This window comes from Roseovarius autotrophicus, from assembly GCF_018069895.1.
Classification (GTDB): Bacteria; Pseudomonadota; Alphaproteobacteria; order Rhodobacterales; family Rhodobacteraceae; genus Roseovarius; species Roseovarius autotrophicus.
This window is the reverse complement of record NZ_JAGQDH010000003.1, coordinates 80,186-97,772: the sequence shown is the minus strand read 5'-3', so window position 1 is coordinate 97,772 and position 17,587 is coordinate 80,186. Positions and strand designations below refer to the sequence as shown.

Annotated in this window: 18 protein-coding genes; all 18 read right to left on the bottom strand. The window is 66.3% G+C overall.

Annotated features, from left to right (window positions below):
- Positions 1 to 4: 4 nt before the first annotated feature.
- Positions 5 to 565: a nitrous oxide reductase accessory protein NosL gene (locus tag KAK09_RS05085; protein ID WP_210877841.1), complete on the bottom strand. Its 561-nt coding sequence runs from the start codon at positions 563 to 565 to the stop codon at positions 5 to 7.
- Positions 562 to 1,383 (bottom strand): ABC transporter permease, encoded by an 822-nt coding sequence (locus KAK09_RS05080; protein WP_210877840.1) that lies wholly within the window; start codon positions 1,381 to 1,383, stop codon positions 562 to 564. The genes KAK09_RS05085 and KAK09_RS05080 overlap by 4 nt, the downstream gene beginning before the upstream one ends.
- Positions 1,380 to 2,267: an ABC transporter ATP-binding protein gene (locus KAK09_RS05075; protein WP_210877839.1), complete on the bottom strand. Its 888-nt coding sequence runs from the start codon at positions 2,265 to 2,267 to the stop codon at positions 1,380 to 1,382. The genes KAK09_RS05080 and KAK09_RS05075 overlap by 4 nt, the downstream gene beginning before the upstream one ends.
- Complete coding sequence (locus KAK09_RS05070) at positions 2,242 to 3,561, bottom strand: nitrous oxide reductase family maturation protein NosD (RefSeq protein ID WP_418895516.1); 1,320 nt, start codon at positions 3,559 to 3,561, stop codon at positions 2,242 to 2,244. Before KAK09_RS05070 ends, KAK09_RS05075 begins: the two co-directional genes overlap by 26 nt.
- Before the next feature lie 5 nt (positions 3,562 to 3,566).
- A complete protein-coding gene (gene nosZ / locus KAK09_RS05065) occupies positions 3,567 to 5,477 on the bottom strand; it encodes a TAT-dependent nitrous-oxide reductase (RefSeq protein WP_210877837.1) in 1,911 nt (636 codons plus the stop codon).
- Positions 5,470 to 7,665 (bottom strand): 4Fe-4S binding protein, encoded by a 2,196-nt coding sequence (locus KAK09_RS05060; RefSeq protein WP_210877834.1) that lies wholly within the window; start codon positions 7,663 to 7,665, stop codon positions 5,470 to 5,472. The genes nosZ and KAK09_RS05060 overlap by 8 nt, the downstream gene beginning before the upstream one ends.
- Positions 7,666 to 7,667: 2 nt before the next feature.
- Positions 7,668 to 8,018: a hypothetical protein gene (locus KAK09_RS05055; RefSeq protein ID WP_210877831.1), complete on the bottom strand. Its 351-nt coding sequence runs from the start codon at positions 8,016 to 8,018 to the stop codon at positions 7,668 to 7,670.
- A gap of 55 nt (positions 8,019 to 8,073) precedes the next feature.
- Complete coding sequence (locus KAK09_RS05050) at positions 8,074 to 8,307, bottom strand: hypothetical protein (protein ID WP_336244423.1); 234 nt, start codon at positions 8,305 to 8,307, stop codon at positions 8,074 to 8,076.
- A gap of 16 nt (positions 8,308 to 8,323) precedes the next feature.
- Positions 8,324 to 9,877, bottom strand: coding sequence for a cytochrome D1 domain-containing protein (locus KAK09_RS05045; protein ID WP_210877825.1), 1,554 nt, complete (start codon positions 9,875 to 9,877; stop codon positions 8,324 to 8,326).
- Positions 9,852 to 11,063, bottom strand: coding sequence for a heme d1 biosynthesis radical SAM protein NirJ (gene nirJ / locus KAK09_RS05040; RefSeq protein ID WP_210877822.1), 1,212 nt, complete (start codon positions 11,061 to 11,063; stop codon positions 9,852 to 9,854). The genes KAK09_RS05045 and nirJ overlap by 26 nt, the downstream gene beginning before the upstream one ends.
- 3 nt (positions 11,064 to 11,066) lie before the next feature.
- Positions 11,067 to 11,552, bottom strand: coding sequence for a siroheme decarboxylase subunit beta (gene ahbB, locus KAK09_RS05035; RefSeq protein WP_210877819.1), 486 nt, complete (start codon positions 11,550 to 11,552; stop codon positions 11,067 to 11,069).
- Positions 11,549 to 12,022: an Lrp/AsnC family transcriptional regulator gene (locus KAK09_RS05030; protein ID WP_210877817.1), complete on the bottom strand. Its 474-nt coding sequence runs from the start codon at positions 12,020 to 12,022 to the stop codon at positions 11,549 to 11,551. Before KAK09_RS05030 ends, ahbB (KAK09_RS05035) begins: the two co-directional genes overlap by 4 nt.
- Positions 12,019 to 13,005, bottom strand: coding sequence for a siroheme decarboxylase subunit beta (gene ahbB / locus KAK09_RS05025; RefSeq protein WP_210877813.1), 987 nt, complete (start codon positions 13,003 to 13,005; stop codon positions 12,019 to 12,021). The genes KAK09_RS05030 and ahbB (KAK09_RS05025) overlap by 4 nt, the downstream gene beginning before the upstream one ends.
- Before the next feature lie 3 nt (positions 13,006 to 13,008).
- Positions 13,009 to 14,166: a cytochrome D1 domain-containing protein gene (locus tag KAK09_RS05020; protein WP_210877810.1), complete on the bottom strand. Its 1,158-nt coding sequence runs from the start codon at positions 14,164 to 14,166 to the stop codon at positions 13,009 to 13,011.
- Positions 14,163 to 14,489: a c-type cytochrome gene (locus KAK09_RS05015; protein WP_210877807.1), complete on the bottom strand. Its 327-nt coding sequence runs from the start codon at positions 14,487 to 14,489 to the stop codon at positions 14,163 to 14,165. The genes KAK09_RS05020 and KAK09_RS05015 overlap by 4 nt, the downstream gene beginning before the upstream one ends.
- Positions 14,482 to 15,264, bottom strand: a complete 783-nt coding sequence (cobA, locus tag KAK09_RS05010) for a uroporphyrinogen-III C-methyltransferase (protein ID WP_210877805.1) — start codon at positions 15,262 to 15,264, stop codon at positions 14,482 to 14,484. The genes KAK09_RS05015 and cobA overlap by 8 nt, the downstream gene beginning before the upstream one ends.
- 66 nt (positions 15,265 to 15,330) lie before the next feature.
- On the bottom strand, positions 15,331 to 15,753 hold the full coding sequence (locus KAK09_RS05005) for a c-type cytochrome (RefSeq protein WP_210877803.1): 423 nt from the start codon (positions 15,751 to 15,753) through the stop codon (positions 15,331 to 15,333).
- A gap of 76 nt (positions 15,754 to 15,829) precedes the next feature.
- Positions 15,830 to 17,569, bottom strand: coding sequence for a NapC/NirT family cytochrome c (locus KAK09_RS05000; RefSeq protein WP_210877801.1), 1,740 nt, complete (start codon positions 17,567 to 17,569; stop codon positions 15,830 to 15,832).
- Positions 17,570 to 17,587: the final 18 nt, after the last annotated feature.

Below are 17,587 nucleotides of genomic sequence, written 5' to 3'. Positions count from 1 at the left end.
GGGGTCATCCTTCGGTCGGGGACAGGGCCTTGAGGCGGCGACGGAACTCGTCGGTATCGCCGGGGGCATCATGCGCCCCCGCCACCGGGGCCAAAAGCGCAGCGTCGGGAATATCGGCCAGCTCTAGCACGTCGCCCCCGTGGCGCGCGGCAAAGCCTTCGGCCTCAGCGCGGCTGGCAAATGGCACCGCTTCGGGCGCGCCCATGCCCCCTGCGCGGTCCGAACCGATCACATAATGCGCGGCCCCGGCGGCGATCCAGTTCGCCGCGCCCATCTCCTCCCAACTCGGGGCCGCGCCCAGATCGTTGACATAGATCGCCGCGATGATGTGGCTCTGTTCCGGCATCCGCGCATAGGCCAGCGCATCGCGCACCTGGCTGAAGAAAAGCGGAAAGGGCAGCCCGTCAAGATGCACCTGCGCCTTGGGGCCGGGATGCTCGATCAGGTTCATCTGGCAGAAATAGCCGGTCGCCTCGGTGGTCAGTTCCACCGGCGACGGGGCCTCGGCGCGGTCCTCCTTGCAGGCGGCGAGCGCGAGAAGGGCGAGAAGAATGAGACGAATCATGGGGTCACCTTCCGGAACGCGACAAGCGCAAGGCCAAGCGCGGCGAGCGGCCACAGGAGCAGCGAGGCCAGCGCCGCGCCGGGCGGGATCGCGTTGGCGGCCCCGGCAAGACCGGCTGCGACCGCCCCCGCCTCGGAGGCGGCGAGATTGTAGAGACGGAAGGCATCCGCCGGGTTGGCCAGCAGCGCCACGGGAAAGACATCGGTGGTGAACCAGCCGCCATTGTCGGCCACAAGCGCCGCCAGAAGCCCCAGATCCCACAGCACGATCACCCCAAGCCACAGCCCGATCGCCAACCCCGCCGCCCCCGAGGGCCGCCGCGCCAGCGCCGAGAGCGCGTAGCCCGCACCCAGAAACACCGCGCCAAGCACCACCGAGGACCATGTCAGCCGCCAGAGCGCAGGCAGCCCCGCCACCGCGCGCGCATCCCAAACCCAGATCGCCAGCGCGGCAAGGCCATAGCCCGCCCCCACCGCCAGCGCGAGCACCGCCAAATGCGCAATGAGCTTACCCAGAAGCACCTCGGCGCGGCTGAGCGGATAGGTGAGCAGGAGCGGCAGCGTACCGCGCTCGGTCTCGCCCGCGATGGCGTCGAAACTCATCAAAAGCGCCACCAACGGTACCAGATAGACCCCGAGCGAGGTCAGCGAGGCCACCGTCACCGAGAGCCGGTCCACCCCCACGGTGCCCGAAGGGGCAGAACCCGCGGCGGCAAGTACGATGGAAAACACCGCCATCATTGCCACCGACACCGCCACCCAGCGGTTGCGCAGGCTGATGCGAAACTCGGTCTGCGCCATGGAGAGAATTCGGATCATCGCACGGCCCCTTTGCTGAAATGGCTGTAGAGGTCTTCAAGGCTGGGCGGGTGCATCTCGATATCCTCAAGGCTTTCGCTTTGCGCGCTGAGGCGGCGCAAAAGGCCCATCTTCTCGTCCTGCCGACAGCGATAGGTGATGCGGTTGCCGCACAATTCTCCCCCCGGCACGGCATCGAGGATCGAGGCGCGCGCGCCGTTGACGGCCGTTAGCTCCACCGTCACCGGCAGGTCGGCGGCCTGGCGCAGGGCGCTCAGGCTGCCCTCAGCCATGAGCCGCCCATGGGCGAGGATCACCATGCGGTCGGTGCGCGCCTCCACCTCGGTCAGGGCGTGGCTCGAGAGCAGGATCGCCGCGCCCTCGGCGGCCAGATCCTCCAGAATCGTGTAGAAGTCACGCCGCGACACCGGATCAAGCCCCGATGTCGGCTCGTCCAGAACCATCAGGCGCGGACGCCCGATGAGGGCCTGCGCCAGCCCGACGCGCTGCCGCATCCCCTTGGAATAGGTGCCGATGCGCCGGTCGGCGGCGTCCGACAGGCCCACGCGATCCAGCAGCGCACCCGCAAGCGCCGCCGGTTGCCCGCGCAGGCGCAGATAATGGGCGATGGTTTCCCGCCCCGTGAGCGCCGGGTGAAAGGCCGCGCTTTCGGGCAGATAGGCCACGCCCGCGCGCGCCGTGCCCGATCCGGGCCGCGCGCCCAGAACCTCGACCGTGCCGCCGTCATGGGGGATCAGGCCCAGCACGATCTTCATCAGCGTGGACTTGCCCGCGCCGTTATGGCCCAGAAGCGCCACGCGCTCGCCCGGGGCCACGCTGAGCGAGACATCGTCGAGCGCGGTCGCGCCGTCAAAACGCTTAGTGAGATGCGAGAGCGTCAGCATCGTCTCTCCTTCGGTTACGGGCCTGCGCCACGGCGCGGGCCTCCTCGGGCAAGAGCGCCTCGGGGACGGGGATTTCCACGGGGGCCATGAGCGGGTGGCTGTCCACAACACCCCCCGGAAGCACCGCCGGAAACGCCGCCTGCGACCAGCGCAGAAGCTGCACCACCGGCGCGCCCAGAAGCAGCTTGGCGGCGGGTTGCGACCACAGGATATGGTCCATCAGGTCGTTGGGCCGGAACGCGCCATCGGCGAGGCCGTCGCCGTCAAGATCGAAGGCGGGATGATCCGACCAGTAATTGCCGCGCCCGTCAAGGCTCCATTCCACGTCACGGGTGCCGACATACTTGACCTGCGTGCGGTTGCCGACAAAGGCGTTGCCGGTGATGGCGTTGCGCTCTGACCCGGCAGTGAAGTGAATCCCGATCTCGCAGCCCTCGAACCGGTTGCCCGCGATCAGGTTCTTGTGGGCGTTGTAGATGAAGGTGCATTTCTCATGCGTGCCGCCGCGAACCAGATTGCCGGTGACATCGGCGCTATTGGCATAGTTGAGCATAAGTCCATGGGTGCGGTCGCCAAGCGAGAGATTGCCGCGCACCGTGATCCGGTCCGAGAACATCAGCGCATATCCCAGCGTGTTGCCGATGCTGATATTGCCGCTGATCTCGGTGTCGTTGGTATACATGAAATGGATGGCAAAGCGCAGATCGCGGAAGATGTTGTCGCGAAACACGTTACGGCGCGAGGCGTTGGAAAAGATGCCGTCGCGCCCGAGACGGATGTCGTTGCCGATCACCACCGCGCCGGGGGCGTTCCAGACATAAATGCCGTTGCCCCGGTCGTTGACGCGGTGAAAATCACTGCCGATCACGGTGTTGCCGCGCACCACCGCGTCGCGCGCGCCGTGAATGTCGATGCCGTGCAGGTTGCCGGTCAGATGGTTGCCCTCGACCAAAGCCCGCTCTGCCCCCTTGAGCAGGCGGATGCCGGAATCAATCGCCGCGCCGTCCTGCCCGGAGCCGGAAATCGCCAGCCCCCGGAGGATCACATCCGGCGCGGTCACGGTGATCACAGAGCCTTGGCCGTTGCCGACGATCGAAGCACCGCTCTCGCCCTCAAGCGTCACGGGCCGGTCGAGGATCACCGGGCCGTCATGGCGGCCCGGCGCAAGGATCAGATGCGCGCCGGGTTCGGCGCGCTCAAGCATGTCCTGCAACGCCCCCACCGGCACGCGCTCCTGCGCCGCCACCCAGAGAGGCAGCACCGCGAGAAACAGCAGGGTGAGGGCGCGCAGGATCATGCTCAGGCGCCTTTCGGCTCGACGAACATCCGGCCGCGCATCTCCATGTGGAGCGCGTGGCAGAACCACTGGCAATAGTACCAGTAAACGCCCGGTTTCGCCGCCTTGAACGTGATCGAGGCGGTCTGGTTCGGGCTGATCTCCATGGCGACGCCGTGATCGCCCATGGTAAAGCCGTGGGCGAGGTCCTCGATATCGTCAAGGTTGGTGATGATCACCGTCACCTCGTCATCCTGCCGGACGGTGAAGCTCTCCATCGAGAAGTTGGGCGCCTGGCTCGACATGTAGACGCGCACCTTGTCGCCGTCGCGGATCACCTCGGCCATGTAATCGTCGATATCGACGCCATCGGCCTCGGCCTGTGCGCGCGTCGCGGCCCAGGTCGGGTCGTTGCGGTCATAGACGTGCAGCGGATTGACCACCGAGCGGTGCACGATGATCGAATCGTGCGGCTCTGCGAAGGTGGGGCCGTCATGGGCCAGATCCAGCTTGTCGCCATTGATGACGAAAAGCTGCTCGTTCTCGGGCTTGAGCGGGCCGACGTTGAGAAAGCGGTCCTTGGAGAACTTGTTCATCGAGATGAAGAACTTGCCATCCGCCTCCAGCGTCTCGCCCATCGAGGTCGAGTTGTGGCCCGGCTGGTAATGCACGTCCGTCTTGGAGATGATCGGGCTCACGTTCTCGCCATTATAGGCGCGGATCGCGCGCTCTATGTTCCAGAACACGATCTGGCTGTCGAGAAAGAGCGTGGTGTAGCAGTTGCCCTTGCCGTCAAACGCGGTGTGAAGCGGCCCGAGGCCCAGTTCCGGCTCGGCCACCACGGCGCTGCGCGGGTCGATATCGCTCTCGAAGAGCGCATCGAGCTTGCGCACGTCGATCACCGACACCGTGGGCGAAAGCTTGCCGCCGATGCACAGGTGGATCTTGTCAGGTGCCATGTTGCAGCCATGCGGGTTGTTGGGGATCGGGATGTAGCGGGTGTAATTCTTGTTCCGCTCCTTGCGTCCGTCGATCACCTTGACGCCGTTCTTTTCCTCGAAATCGCCGGCGGCGATACCCTTTTCGATCTCGGCGATGTTGAAGATAACGACGTGATCCATATCGGATTCGGTCATCTCGCCAAGGTTCATCCCCATCTCCGAGTTGTAGGAGGTGGAGAAGGCCCATTTGCCCTCGTAATCGGCATCGGTGTTGTCGAGGTTGCCCGACACCATCACCTGCCAGGCCACCTCCATCGTGTCGGCATCGACGGCGGTGAAATAATTCACATACTGCGACGGATCGTCGAGGATCTTGCCGTCATTGACGATGGGCGTCTCATCCTCGCCATTAGCAAAGACATAGTTGGTGCGCGGCCATTTCTGCGGACGCAACCCGTGGATCGCCTTGGCATTGGGAATCTCGGTGATCTTGTCGCATTTCATGATGTCGCAGCGCACACGCGCGACGCGGGTATTGGCCTTGTCGTTCATGAACAGGAAGCGCCCGTCATACTTGCCCTCGGTAAAGGACATGTGGACGTGGTGCAGGTCGCCGTTGTCGTGCACCTGCTTTCCGTTGGCAGCAAGGAACGCCTTGGTCTGGTCGGTCATCCGCTCGCGGTGGATGGCGACGGACTCGTTGGTTGCCCCCCAGCCGGTGGCCGAGCAGCGGTTAAACACCGGGATACGCATGAATTCGCGCATCGAGGGCACGCCGAGGATACGCACCTCGCCGGTCTGGCCCGAGGACCAGAAGCCGTAATATTCGTCAAGCTCGCCGGGGGCGACGGTCGCCGCACCGGCGGCGGCGCGCACGGGGCTTGCCCCACCAAGCAGGGCCGCGCCCCCCATGGTGCCAAGCGCGGCGGTGCCCGCTGTGGCCCCAAGGAGGCCCCGGCGGCTGATGCCGGATTTCAGGGGTGTGTCAGACATGGTCCGTTCCTTTCTTCAGGTTTGGATGGTTCGGGTGATTGGTCAGCACCCGGTCAAGTCCTGCCGCGCCCTCGGAGGCGGCGGCGCGGCGTTTGAGCCGCTTGATGACGACCGGGCATCTGTCTTCGGACTGATACAGCACCTGGCAATGCAGGCAGTTCAGGCATTCGTTGGGGTTGATCTCGCCGGTGGGGTGGATCGCCTGCACGAAACATTCGTTGGCGCAGGTCTGGCACGGGTTGCCGCACTCGCGATAGCGCCGCAGCCAGTCGAACATGCGCATCCGCGCGGGGATCGCCAGCGCGCCACCAAGCGGGCAGAGATAGCGGCAATAGAACCGTTCGACGAAAAGACCCGCGCCAAGCAGCACCAGCGCATAAAGGACGAAGGGCCAGGCGCGGTCGAACTTGAGCACGATGGCGGTCTTGAACGGCTCCACCTCGGCCAGCGTCTCGGCCTGTTCGATTGAGGCGAGCGAGACGCCGAAAAGACCCAGGAAGAGGATGTATTTCACCGCCCAGAGCCGCTCGTGCAGGCCCCAGGGCAGGGTCCATTGCGGCACGCGAAACCGCCGCGCGATCTGGTTGGTCAGTTCCTGCAACGCGCCGAACGGGCACAGCCAGCCGCAATAGGCCCCGCGCCCCCAGAAGATCAGCGAGGCCGCGACCGAGAACCACAGGATGAAGGTCAGCGGATCGAGCAGGAAGGCCGACCAGGTGAACCCTTCCTTGAGCGAAGCGGCCAGCGCCATGATGTTCACGACCGACAGTTGCGCATTGGCATACCAGCCGAGAAACACCAGCGTGAGCCCGAGAAACCCCATGCGGAACCAGGTGAAAGCGCGCTCCGACACGGTGGCATAGGTCTGGAAGAAGAACGCGCCGGTGAGCACCACAAGCATCGCGCCGAGACCGGCGATTTCAACCGTCTTGTCGCGCCAGATGCGTTGCCAGAGCGCGGTCATGGCGGCGCTCTCGTTCTCCTCGATGACCAGGGGCGCGGGCGCCTCGGGTGCCGGCAGGTCGCGCAGAAGGTGCGTGGGCGGCTGCCAGCCGCTCTCAAAGGTGGTATAGACCCGTTCCAATGCGCCCACCTCACGGCCCACCAGCAGTTGCAGCCGCCACGGCTGGGCCGGATCAAAGCCGCTGTCGGCGGGGATGCGGAACATGTCCTGTTCGCGAAAGCGCGGCGCGCCGGGGGCGGTCAGATCGCCCACGCGCCGGTGATCGCGGTCGCGAAAGCGCAGCGCCATATCACCCTGGATAAGCTGGATACGGTCGAAAAGACCGCCACGCACATAGCCCGACCCCTTGAAGGAATAGCGCCCCAGCCCCATCACCATCAGCACATGGTCGCCCTCGCCCGCCCAGTCCCGCATAGTGTCGTATTCGCGGTCCAGCAGCAGCGCGCGCCCGATGGCGGGGATGCTGGGCAGGGTGGTGTAAAGCTCTATGAAATTGTCCGTGTCCGGCCCCTCCTCGGGGGTGCCGAGCGCGCGCGGATCGCCCAGCCCGGCAAAGGCGTCGTTGACCTCGGCCACGCTCAGCGCCATGCGTCGCACAGTGCCGTCGCCCACAAGCGTCTCCCAGTCGCCCGCCACCCCGGCCTCGGGGTCGATCTCGACACGGGGGGCCTCGGGCGCGACCGTCTGCCCCAGCCCGCCCAGATCGAGCGCCCGCGCGACCCGAAGCGACGAGCGCAGGATCGAATCGTCGATCACCATGATGGTGACAGTCACGCCCGAGATGATTTCCAGCGCATGTTCCGTCTCGCCGCGCGCTTCGGCGGCGATGTCGCGGCCCTTGAACTCGGCGGTGAGTTTGGCGATCCGCGCTTCGGGGATGCCGATAAGGACGATCGGCTCGGAATGCTGCACCAGCCGCACGCCCTGAACCACGGCCTGCGGGTCGAGCGCGATCAGGATATGGATGGGCTTGCCGGAATAGCCCGTGGTGCCCACAAAATCGGAATTGACGAAGGCGTAACCTACCGTCTCGCCGCCCCTGAGCACCGGGGCTACGGCCAGATCCGGCAGCGGCACACCATAGCCGTCGGCGCCTTCGAAAAGCTCGGAGGCAGGCACTTCGGCCAGAAAGCGGGTGAGAAGCCGGTGATCGGTCTGCGCCAGCGCGGCACGCGGCAGGGCCAGCCCGATCAGCACAAGAAAGAGGAGGGCAAGTCGGTGCATCGTCAGAGGATCCGTGCCGGGGGGCCGCGCGGGGCCGGAAAAAGGGCGGCGCGTGCCGGCAGAACGGCAGTGCGCGCGGACATGGTTGCGCCGACCGCGCGCAAGGCGGGGCGGGCAAGGGTGATCATGCAGGGCAAGAGCGCCGGGGCGGGGCCGCAGGCGGCACAGCAGAGCGCACAATCCTCTTCAATTTCAATTGGTTGACCATCAAGTCCCACGCGGATCACATGCTCGGTCCCGTCGGCGCAGATCACCATCTCCAACCCCAAAGCCTGACCGGGCAGGGGCAGGATGCCGGTCGCCAGACCGGGCAGAAGGCAGAGCAGCCAGAGGAATCGCAGCAGCGGTTTCATGGGGTCAGTATCGAGGCGCCTCTCTCGCCCAGCCTTGATATTAATCAAACACGATTCATGATTTTGCGGAGGCTCCTTTCGGCCCTGCCGCCGCCTCGTCCAGAAGCCCGCGCACCCAGCGGCCGCAAAGCCAGGCCGCAGGCACGCCCAAAGGCACCGACAGCCACAGTGCCAGCACCGGCGGCAGTGCGACAAACCCCGTCTTGTGCGCGATCAGCCCCGCCAGAAAGAGGTTGATCGCCACGGCGGGGGCCGCGAACGGGTAGAGCAGCAGCGCGAGCCTCCACACCGGCCATCGGCCCGGCTCAGTGTGATGTGCCCTCGGCAAAGGTGATCTTGTTCCAGACATTGTATTTCCCTGAAGGCTTGCGCATCGGCAGCCGTGTCACCTCGGTCAGCGTCTCGGCGTCGTAGACGATCACCGCGCCGTCATCCTCCCAGATCGACACCAGCGCGTGCCGCCCGTCGCGGGTGAATTCGGTATGGGCCACGGTCTGCCCCGGCGCGGGGCGCAGCGTGCGCACGATTTCCAGCGTCTCCTTGTCGATGACGTGCATCGCGTCCTTGTTGGGGCCAAAGAACACATCCGCCCAGACATAGCGGCTGTTCTCATGGGAACGCATGAAAAAGCCCGGCCCCTCGGTCCTGATCCGCTTGACGGTCTGCCATGTGGCCATGTCGATGAAAGAGATCATCCCCTCCTTGAGATGCGGCGTCGCCATGATCCTTGTGCCGCCCCACGCCCATGTGATCCCGGATCCCAGATGCGGCATTCCGGGCAGGTCGATCTCGGCGACCTTGTGACCATAGTCGAGGTCGATCACCAGCGCCTGTTCGGTCGCGCGCGAGGCACCGATCACATGCTCGTAATTCTGGTCGAAGAAGAAATCATCGAGGATCTGCTCGACGCCCATCTTACGCACCGGAAAGCGGCGGGCGATCTCGGGCGGGCCTTCGACGCGGGTATCGTGGACCCAGCCGGTATGGGGCGGATTGTCAGAGGTGGAGATTTCCCAGACCTCCGGAATATCCTTGAGCGCCAGCACGAAGCTGTCGCGCGGGGGGGCCTGATAGACCGCCGAGACGCGGCTTGGTGTGCCGTCGCGGCCCCTGATCTCGATGACCTTTTCGGGCATGAGCGTCTCCGCGTCGAGAATGGTCAGCGTCATCGGCAGGTAATTGGCCACGGCAAGCCATTTGCCATCGGCGCTGATCGCGATGTTGCGGGCGTTGAGACCGGCGCGGATGCGGCCCATCTCGGTCAGGCCCCAGAGGTCGTATTTCTGAACCCAGCCATCGCGCGACACCACATAGACCAGCCGCCCATCGGGGCTGAATTTCGGCCCGCCATGAACGGCAAAGGGGGTCTCGAACCGCGCCAGAACCGCGAACGTGTCGCCGTCGAGCACCGAGATTTGGCTGTCGGCGATCTCGACCGCGAGGGTCACGTTCATCGGATCGGCGGTGAAAACCGGCGTGGTGGCGGGGGCGTGGGCCTCGTCAAAGCTGCGCGTTTCCAGCATCTCGGCCACGCCCCAATGCGGCGTTTCGGTCAGCGGCTGCTTGAGATGGGCGGCGATGGCGGCGATCTCATCGAGACTCAGCACCTCGGCGAAACCCGGCATCTGCGAGGCGGCGCGGCCATGGGCAATCACCGCCTCAAGCTCTGGCCCGCCGATGCGGCCCAACGTCTGCGGGATGAGCGCGGGGCCGGTGCCGCCAAGCCGCGTCTCGGCGTGGCAGGCAGCGCAATGCGCGGCATAGAGCGCGGCCCCGTCCGGGGCGGCACTTGCGGGTGACGCAATGAGAAGGGCGGCGGCGAGCGCCGCGCACTCAGAAGAAACGATGCGCCGGATCATGGCTTTTCCCCCGGAATGGCGTGACGGTCAGGCGGGTGGCGTCGGCACTCAGGCCGATTTCCTCCGCGTCCAGATAACAGGCCGGATCCTCGGCCCAGGGGTCGCCCGAGACCTGAAGCGCGCGGATGCGCGTATTTCCCCCGCAGATATCCTTGTGTGCGCAGGCCCCGCAACGGCCCTTGAGCGGGCGCGGGCGGGTGCGCAGCGCAGCGAGCATCGGGTCATCCCCGGTCCATATCTCGGAAAAGGGGCGCTCCTTGACCGATCCCACGGTGTAATCCGACCAGTAGGTATCGGGATGCACGCGGCCTTGCGTGTCGATATTGGCAACGCCCAGACCGCTGGAATTCCCGCCCCACGCGGTGAGGTGCGCGCGCAGATGCGCCAGTTTGGCGGCATCGAAATGCCGCTCGGCCCAGTGCAGGAAATAAACCGCATCGGCGTCATTGTTGCCGGTCACGATCTCAAGCGGTTGATCCTCGGCCACCGCTACCCATGCCCGGTCAATCAGGTGATCGAGCGCCACGCGGGTATGGCGATGCTGCGCATCCTCGCCGCGATGCTTGTCGCCGCGCCCCGCATAGACGAGATGCGACAGGTAGAACTTGTCCACCCCTTCGGCGTCGCACAGATCGAGCATGTCGGGCAGGGTATGGGCATTGTCGCGCGTGAGCGTAAAGCGCAGCCCCACCTTGACGCCGCGCGCCTTGCATGCCCGCACCCCGGCAAGGGCAGCCTCGAAAGCGCCATCGACACCGCGAAACCAGTCATTCACCCCGCCGATACCATCAAGCGAAATGCCCACATAGTCGAAATCGAGTGTGGTGATGCGGTCAATATTCTCGGCCAGCCGCGTACCATTGGTCGAAAGCGCCAGATACCGGAAATCCAGCGCGCGGGCGCGTTCGGCCAGGTCGAAGAAATCAAAGCGCGACAGCGGCTCGCCCCCCGAGAGGATCAGCGCGGGCACCTTGAAGGCGGCCAGATCGTCAAGAACGTCCATCGCCTCGCCATGACTCAACTCACCGGGAAAGGAGATGTCGGCGGAGGTGGTATAGCAATGCCGGCACCGCAGGTTACAGCGGCGGGTAAGGTTCCAGATCACCACCGGGCGCATCGTGTCCATACGGTCTCGAATGGTCGTCGGGTTCACAAGCTCCCGCATGTATTGGGTCAGACGAAACATGGCTCAGCCCTCCGGCCTGAGGCGCATCCCGGTCTTTTTCAGGATGCGGGTTGAATAGAGAATGTCGTGGCGCGCGCAGGCATCGCCGAGAATGTCCGCCACCTCGGCGCGATGCGCCTCGACGGTGGCGCGGTCCGGCCCGTGCAGCATGGCGAAAAGGTTGTAAGGCCAGAGCGGCAGGGCGCGCGGGCGCAGGTAGCAATGCGACACGAACGAAAGCGCGCCGACCGCTTCGCCAAGCGCCTCGGCGCGGTCGTCCGCCACATCCCAGACGCTCATCCCGTTGGCCTGCATTCCCAAGGCATAGTGATTGGGCGCAAGAGCCACACGCCGCACGATGCCCGCGTCTTGCATGGCCGTCAGCCGCGCGATCACCTCGGCCTCGGACAGGCCAAGCCAGCCCGCCACCTCGGCATAGGGTTCAGCCACCAACGGCAGGCCCGCTTGCGTGGCGGCGATGATCCGGCGGTCGGTGGCGTCGCGTGTCATGCCTCTACCCTGAAGCCGATGAAGAACTCCCGCAGCTTGGGAAACCGCAGGACGCAAAGCCCGGTCTCGCGCTCGATCCGCGCGGCCACCCGCTCAATCCCCTCTGGGGTTTCGCAGGCGAGCACGAACCACATGTTGAGCCGGTGCGCGCGTTCATAATTATGCGCCACCTCCGGATGGGCATTGACCAAAGTCACGACCTCCTCGAAACGCGCCTCCGGCACATCCATCGCGCAAAGGCAGAACGCACCGCCCATGGCCTCGGCGTCGAAGAAGGGGCCAAAGCGGGTGATCGCGCCGATATCGCGCAGATGCGCCAGCCGCGCGGTCAGCGCCTCGCCGCTCAGGCCAAGGGGGGCGGCGGCCTGCGTGAACGGGTCATGGGCGATCGGAAAGCCGTCCTGGAGCGCGTTGAGGATCGCGCGGTCGGTGGCGTCGAGCGCCTCGGGGGGAAGCGCCGCGCGTCTCATGCCGCCTCGGACGGCAGAAGCCGCGCGCCGGTCTGCTTGAAGCAGCGTTGCGAAAACAGCACCTGATGGGCGGCACCGCGCAATTCGGGCAAGGCGCGGGCAACGTCGAGCGTGGCCAGCGCCTCGGCACGGCTGCGCCCGTGGATCATGCAGAACAGGCCATAGGGCCAGACCCCCGGCACGGTGCGGCGCTGGTAACAAAGCGTCACGCCGGGATGCGCGGCAAGCGCGCGGCCCGCCGCCTCCATCCGGTCCTCGGGCAGATCGAAGGTGACCATGGCATTGGCAGCCCAGCCAAGCGAACGGTGGCGCACGATTACGCCCAGCCGGGTAAGGATACCCGCCTTCAGAAGCGCGCCGATGCGGGCGATGACCGCCGCCTCGCTCATCCCCAGATCGCGGGCGGCGGCGGTGTAGGGCACAGGCACCAGCGGCAGGCCCTGCGAGAGCAGGTGCAAAAGCGGGCGGTCGCCGTCGCAGAGCGCCGCGCGGTCCACCGGGGCATCGCGCCGCGGGACGGGACGCACGCCCTGCAACGGAAAGCCGAGGTCGATGTTGAACGCCCGCACAAGCCGCAGGTCCAGCACCTCGCGCCCGGTGCGCGCGGCGATGCGGTCCAGCGTGGCCTGCAACTCGGCCCCGTCCGCCGCCGTCGCCACGAACCACAGGTTCCACGCATGGTCGCGCTGATAGCTGTGATTGACGCCCGGTTCCTGCCCGACGATTTCGGCCACCTCCTCCAGCCGCTGCGCCGCCACGCCCAGCGCCGCGAGCGTCGAGGCCCCGGCGGTGTTGGGCCGAACGGTGGCACCGACACGCGCGATCTTGCCCTCGGCGGAGAGGCGGGCGAGGCGCTCGATCACCTCGGCCTCCGTCAGCCCAAGCGCCCCGGCCATTACCGCAAACGGGCGCGATACCAGCGGCAGATCACGTTGAAAACGGTCGAGAAGGGCGGTGTCGCGGGGATCGAGACGGGCGGGCATGACCTATAGCCCCGTGCGATGCGCGCGCGCGGTGAAGAAGATGCCAGAGGGGCTTTGCGCCTCCAGTTCGGCCTTCACCGTGCGGCTGTGGGTATCATAGACAAAGACCCGGTTGCCATCGCGCGAACTGACCCAAAGCTCATGCCCGCGCGGGCTGAACTCCATATGCAGCACGGCGGCGCCGGGGGTGAGGGTCGCCACCACCTCATGGGTGCGGCTGTCGAGCACCTGAAGCGTGTCGTTATGCGGCAGGGCGAAATTCACCCAGACATAGGGGCTGCCAGGTTGCGCCACGGCAAAGATCGGCTGGCCATGCAGCGCCGTGCGACCGGCCTGCGCAAGGGTCGCGCGCTCCACCCAGAGAAGCGCGTGCTGCCCCACGGCAGGCAGGGCAAACTGCCCCTCGGTCAGCGCCCAGCCTTGCAGGTGGGGCATCTTGTAGACCGGCATTTCCGCGTCCTCGCGTCCGTAATCGCTGAGAAAACGCACCGGCTCGGGCGCGTCCTGCCACATGTCGAACAGCGTCAGGCCCTTTTCGCCGAACAGCCCGACGATGTAATGCCGCCCGTCGCCCGACAGCACCGCATCATAAGGGTTGAGGCCCGCCTGTCCCAGATCGGTGATGACCGGCACTTCCCCCGACAGATCGGCCAGCCAGACCGTTCCCGTCTCCCAGACCGTCCAGGCAAAGCGGCGGTTCGGCAGATCGACAAGGCCCACGGTCTTGCCGCCCGAGGGGATATCGGCCACCATCTCCAGCGTTTCGGCGTCGAACACGCGCACGCCGCCCGGCTCGTAATTCGAGACAGCCACCAGCGCGCCATCGTCCGAGATCGCACCGCCGATGGCGTTGCCGCCCTGAAGGACGCGGGCGGTGATCGCGCCCGTCAGCATGTCAACCTGCGTCAGCCCGCCGTCGCGGCCAAAGACATAGGCCAGCCGCTCGTCTGGCGAGAAGGTCACCGAGGCGTGGCTCAGATCGCCCAGGCCCTCGATGCGCGAGATGACCTCATGCGCGATCCGGTCCACCAGCAGGACCGAGCCGGTGGCGCGCTCGATCACAAGGCCAAGCCCGCCGGTGGCACGGGGGGCGGTCTCGGCCCCGGCCGGGGCTGCAAGAAGGCTGGCTGAAAGGGCGAGGGTGGCGAGAAACCGTCTCATTCACGTGGCTCCATCAGAAGGTGGTGCGCCATCCAGAGCGCCTCGGCCTCGGTCAGAAGCGCGCGCCAGGGCGGCATGGCGGTGCCGGGGATGCCGTCGAGGATGATCGCGGCCAGCCCCTCGGGCGCGGCATGGGCAAGCGCGTCTCGGGTGAGCGGGCTGCCAAGCCCGCCCTTGCGCACCAGCCCGTGACAAGAGCCACAATCCTGCACCAGCATGTGCTCGAGCCGTTCCACCCGCTCGGCGCTGATCTCGGCGGCGGCGGGAACGGGGGCGAACCCGGCCAGGGTCGCGGCAAGGCAGAGGGCAGGCGCGTTACGCATAGACCCTCACCTCGGCATCACGCAGCGGCAGGGCGGCATTGCCCTCATAAAGCCGCACCACATGGCCGATGACAAAAAGCACCGGCGCGGCAAGGTGGGCCTCCGCGATCTCGGGCGCGATGCGGTCCAGCGACGAGACCAGCCGCGCCTCGCGCGGGGTCGTCACGCTTGCCACCGCCATCACCGGCAGGTCGGCGGGCAGGCCGTGGGCCATCAGTTCCGCCGCTATCTGCGCGATATTGGCCACGCCCATATAGACGACAAGCGTGGTCTCCTCGCTCGCCAGCGATGCCCAGTCGAGATCGAGACTGCCGTCCTTCGCCCGATGCCCGGTGACATAGCGCACGCCCGTGGCCAGCCCCCGATGCGTCAGCGGCACGCCGGTCGAGGCGGCCATGCCCTGCGCGGCGGTGATGCCGGGCACATAATCGACGGTAATTCCGGCAGCGCGCAACACCTCGGCCTCTTCGCTGCCGCGTCCGAAAATCAGCGGGTCGCCACCCTTCAGGCGCACCACACGCAGCCCCTGCCGCGCGAGATCGACCAGAAGCGCGTTGATCCCCTCCTGCGGCACGGGATGGCATTTGGGCATCTTGCCCACGTCGATGCGCCGCACGCGGGCAGGCACGAGCGCAAGGATCTCGGGGCTGACCAACCGGTCGAACACCAGAACATCGGCCTCTTGCAGGCATCGAAGCGCCTTGCAGGTCAGAAGGTCGGGATCGCCCGGACCGGAACCAACAAGCGAAACATGGCCTTGGCTAGGGTATGACATGCGACTCTCCGGGCTTGGCTTTGATCCCAGACTGGCCGATTGCCCGCGCGCGAACCTTGACTTTCGTTAAGGCCGCGCCGCTTGCGTCGCCGCTTCGCGTGTCGCCTCGACAAGATACGCAATCACCTTGTCGCGGTCCTCGGTGCGGCGGCGGAAGCCGCCGAAATTCATCTCGGTGCCGGGGACAAGCTCATCGGGTTTGGTCAGCCATGCCGTGAGGGTCTCAACCGTCCAGGTGCCGCCCCAGGCGCGCATCGCCTCGGAATAGGGGAAATCGGGCACCGATGCCGCAGGCCGCCCGATCAACCCGTTGAGCCAGGGCGCCTTGTAGATCACGCCATCAAGCCCGTGGCACTGGCTGCACCGCCGCTCGAAGATCGCCGCGCCCTCGGCCAGGGCCTCGGGGTCGGTAGGCAGGTCGCCCGCAAGCGCGGGCAGGGGCAGGGGCAGGAGCGCAAACAGGCTGGCGAGGGTGCGGATAGGGGGCATGGCTCTCTCTCCTGTGAAAGGGGTTGGGAAACAGCAACCCCGGCCCGTCTCGGGCCGGGGCCGCCCGCGCCCGCCCTCAGTGCGCGATCGCGTTCAGTTCGACCGACGCATCGTCAAGCGCCAGCCGCAGATCGAGCGAGACGTGGTGGAACCGTGCCGCCGCGTGATCGTCATGCAGCGCGAAGCCCACCGTATAGACCTTGCCCGGCTCGATGGCGATCTGCCCTGGCGCGTTTGCCGCCAGCGGACGCACCAGAACGGCGGTCCAGGTATCGCCCTCAAGCACCATGGAGCCTTCGACCGGATGGCCCGCATCCTCGTGCCGCCGCTCCAGCAGATAGCCGCGCCGGGCAGTGCCGGAGGCATCCAGCCGGGTGAAGTCCATGAAGGTGCCATTCTCCAGAAAGGCAGCCAGTTCACCCTCGTCGCGCAAGAGGTCCCAGCCGCCCATCGGGCGCTCACGGCCCTTGAACTCGATCTCGGTGCGGCTGTCGGGGATGTATTTCTGCACATAGCCATGCCCGCCAAGCGCCGCGTCAAGATCGCCAAGGTCATCGGGTGCATTGGGCATGCTCCGGCTGTCCATGTGGCAGCTTGACCAGCAGCCCGCCTGTTCGGCCTTTTCCACACCCTCGCCCACGATCATCATCGCGAGCTTGACAGGGTTCTCGGGGTCCATCCTGCCGCCCTCGACAAAGGGCACGGGGGCGTGGCCACCCTCCTTCCAGCGCAGGCGCAAATAGAGGTTGTCGGCATCATGGGCGGCCTGAATGGCCACGTTGACCGCCCCCCGCTTGCCCGGAATGGGCGTGGGTTCGGCCTTTTCGCCGCTTACAAGCTTGGCGCCCATGGCGTCGGTCTCCTTGGCGTGGCAGACCGAGCATTGGTCGCCGCCCCTGGTAAATGCGCGCGCACCACCATGTTCCTTGCCGTTGAGCACCCATTCCCAGGGTGTCTGGCCGGGATAGAACAGGCCCACGGTCACAGGCGGGATGGCCGACCAGTCGATCGCGGCGCCCGCGCCCGATGGCGCCGCTGCGTCGTCGCTCGCGCTCAGCGCCGTTTCGACAGCTGCGGCAATCCGTGCCTCGACTGCCGCCTCGGCCGCCTGTGCCGCCTCGATAGCGGCGGCGGCCTCTTCGGCCTCGACGCGCGCGATATAGTCCAGCCCGTCAAGGAAGCTTTGCGGCACCGTCTTGATATGCCGGGGATTCGGCGCCTCGAGCGCTTCCAGCAACTCCTCGGGCGCACGGTCACGCACATCGGAATGCGCGATCCCCTTGTGACAGTCGATGCAGGTCTGTCCGGTCTCCATCGCCGTCAGGTGCTGCTGGCGTGCGCGGGGTTTCTGGAAACGGGGGTTCATGCTGACGATGGTGTGACAGTTCCGGCATTCGCGCGAATCGGTCTTCTTCATCGCGGTCCAGACATTGGTGGCCAGCCGCAGGCGTTCCTCCTCGAATTTCTCAGGTGTGCTGATCGAGCCCATGACCTTGCCATACAGTTCGCGCGTGGCCTGCACCTTGCGCACCATCTTGTGCACCCAGGGGTCCGGGACGTGGCAATCCGAACAGGTCGCCTGCACGCCAGAGCGGTTCTCGTGGTGGATGGTGTGTTCGTATTCCTTGAACACGTTCTCGCGCATCTCGTGGCAGGAGACGCAGAATTCCATCGTGTTGGTGGCTTCCATGGCGGTGTTGAACCCGCCCCAGAAGATGATCCCGGCGGCAAAGGCAGCGGCGGCGCCGCCAACAGGCACGCCATACCAGACCCAGCGCCGCCAGAGACGGCCGGTTTTCGGGGTTTCATCTGTCATCTGATCCGCGCTCCGTCA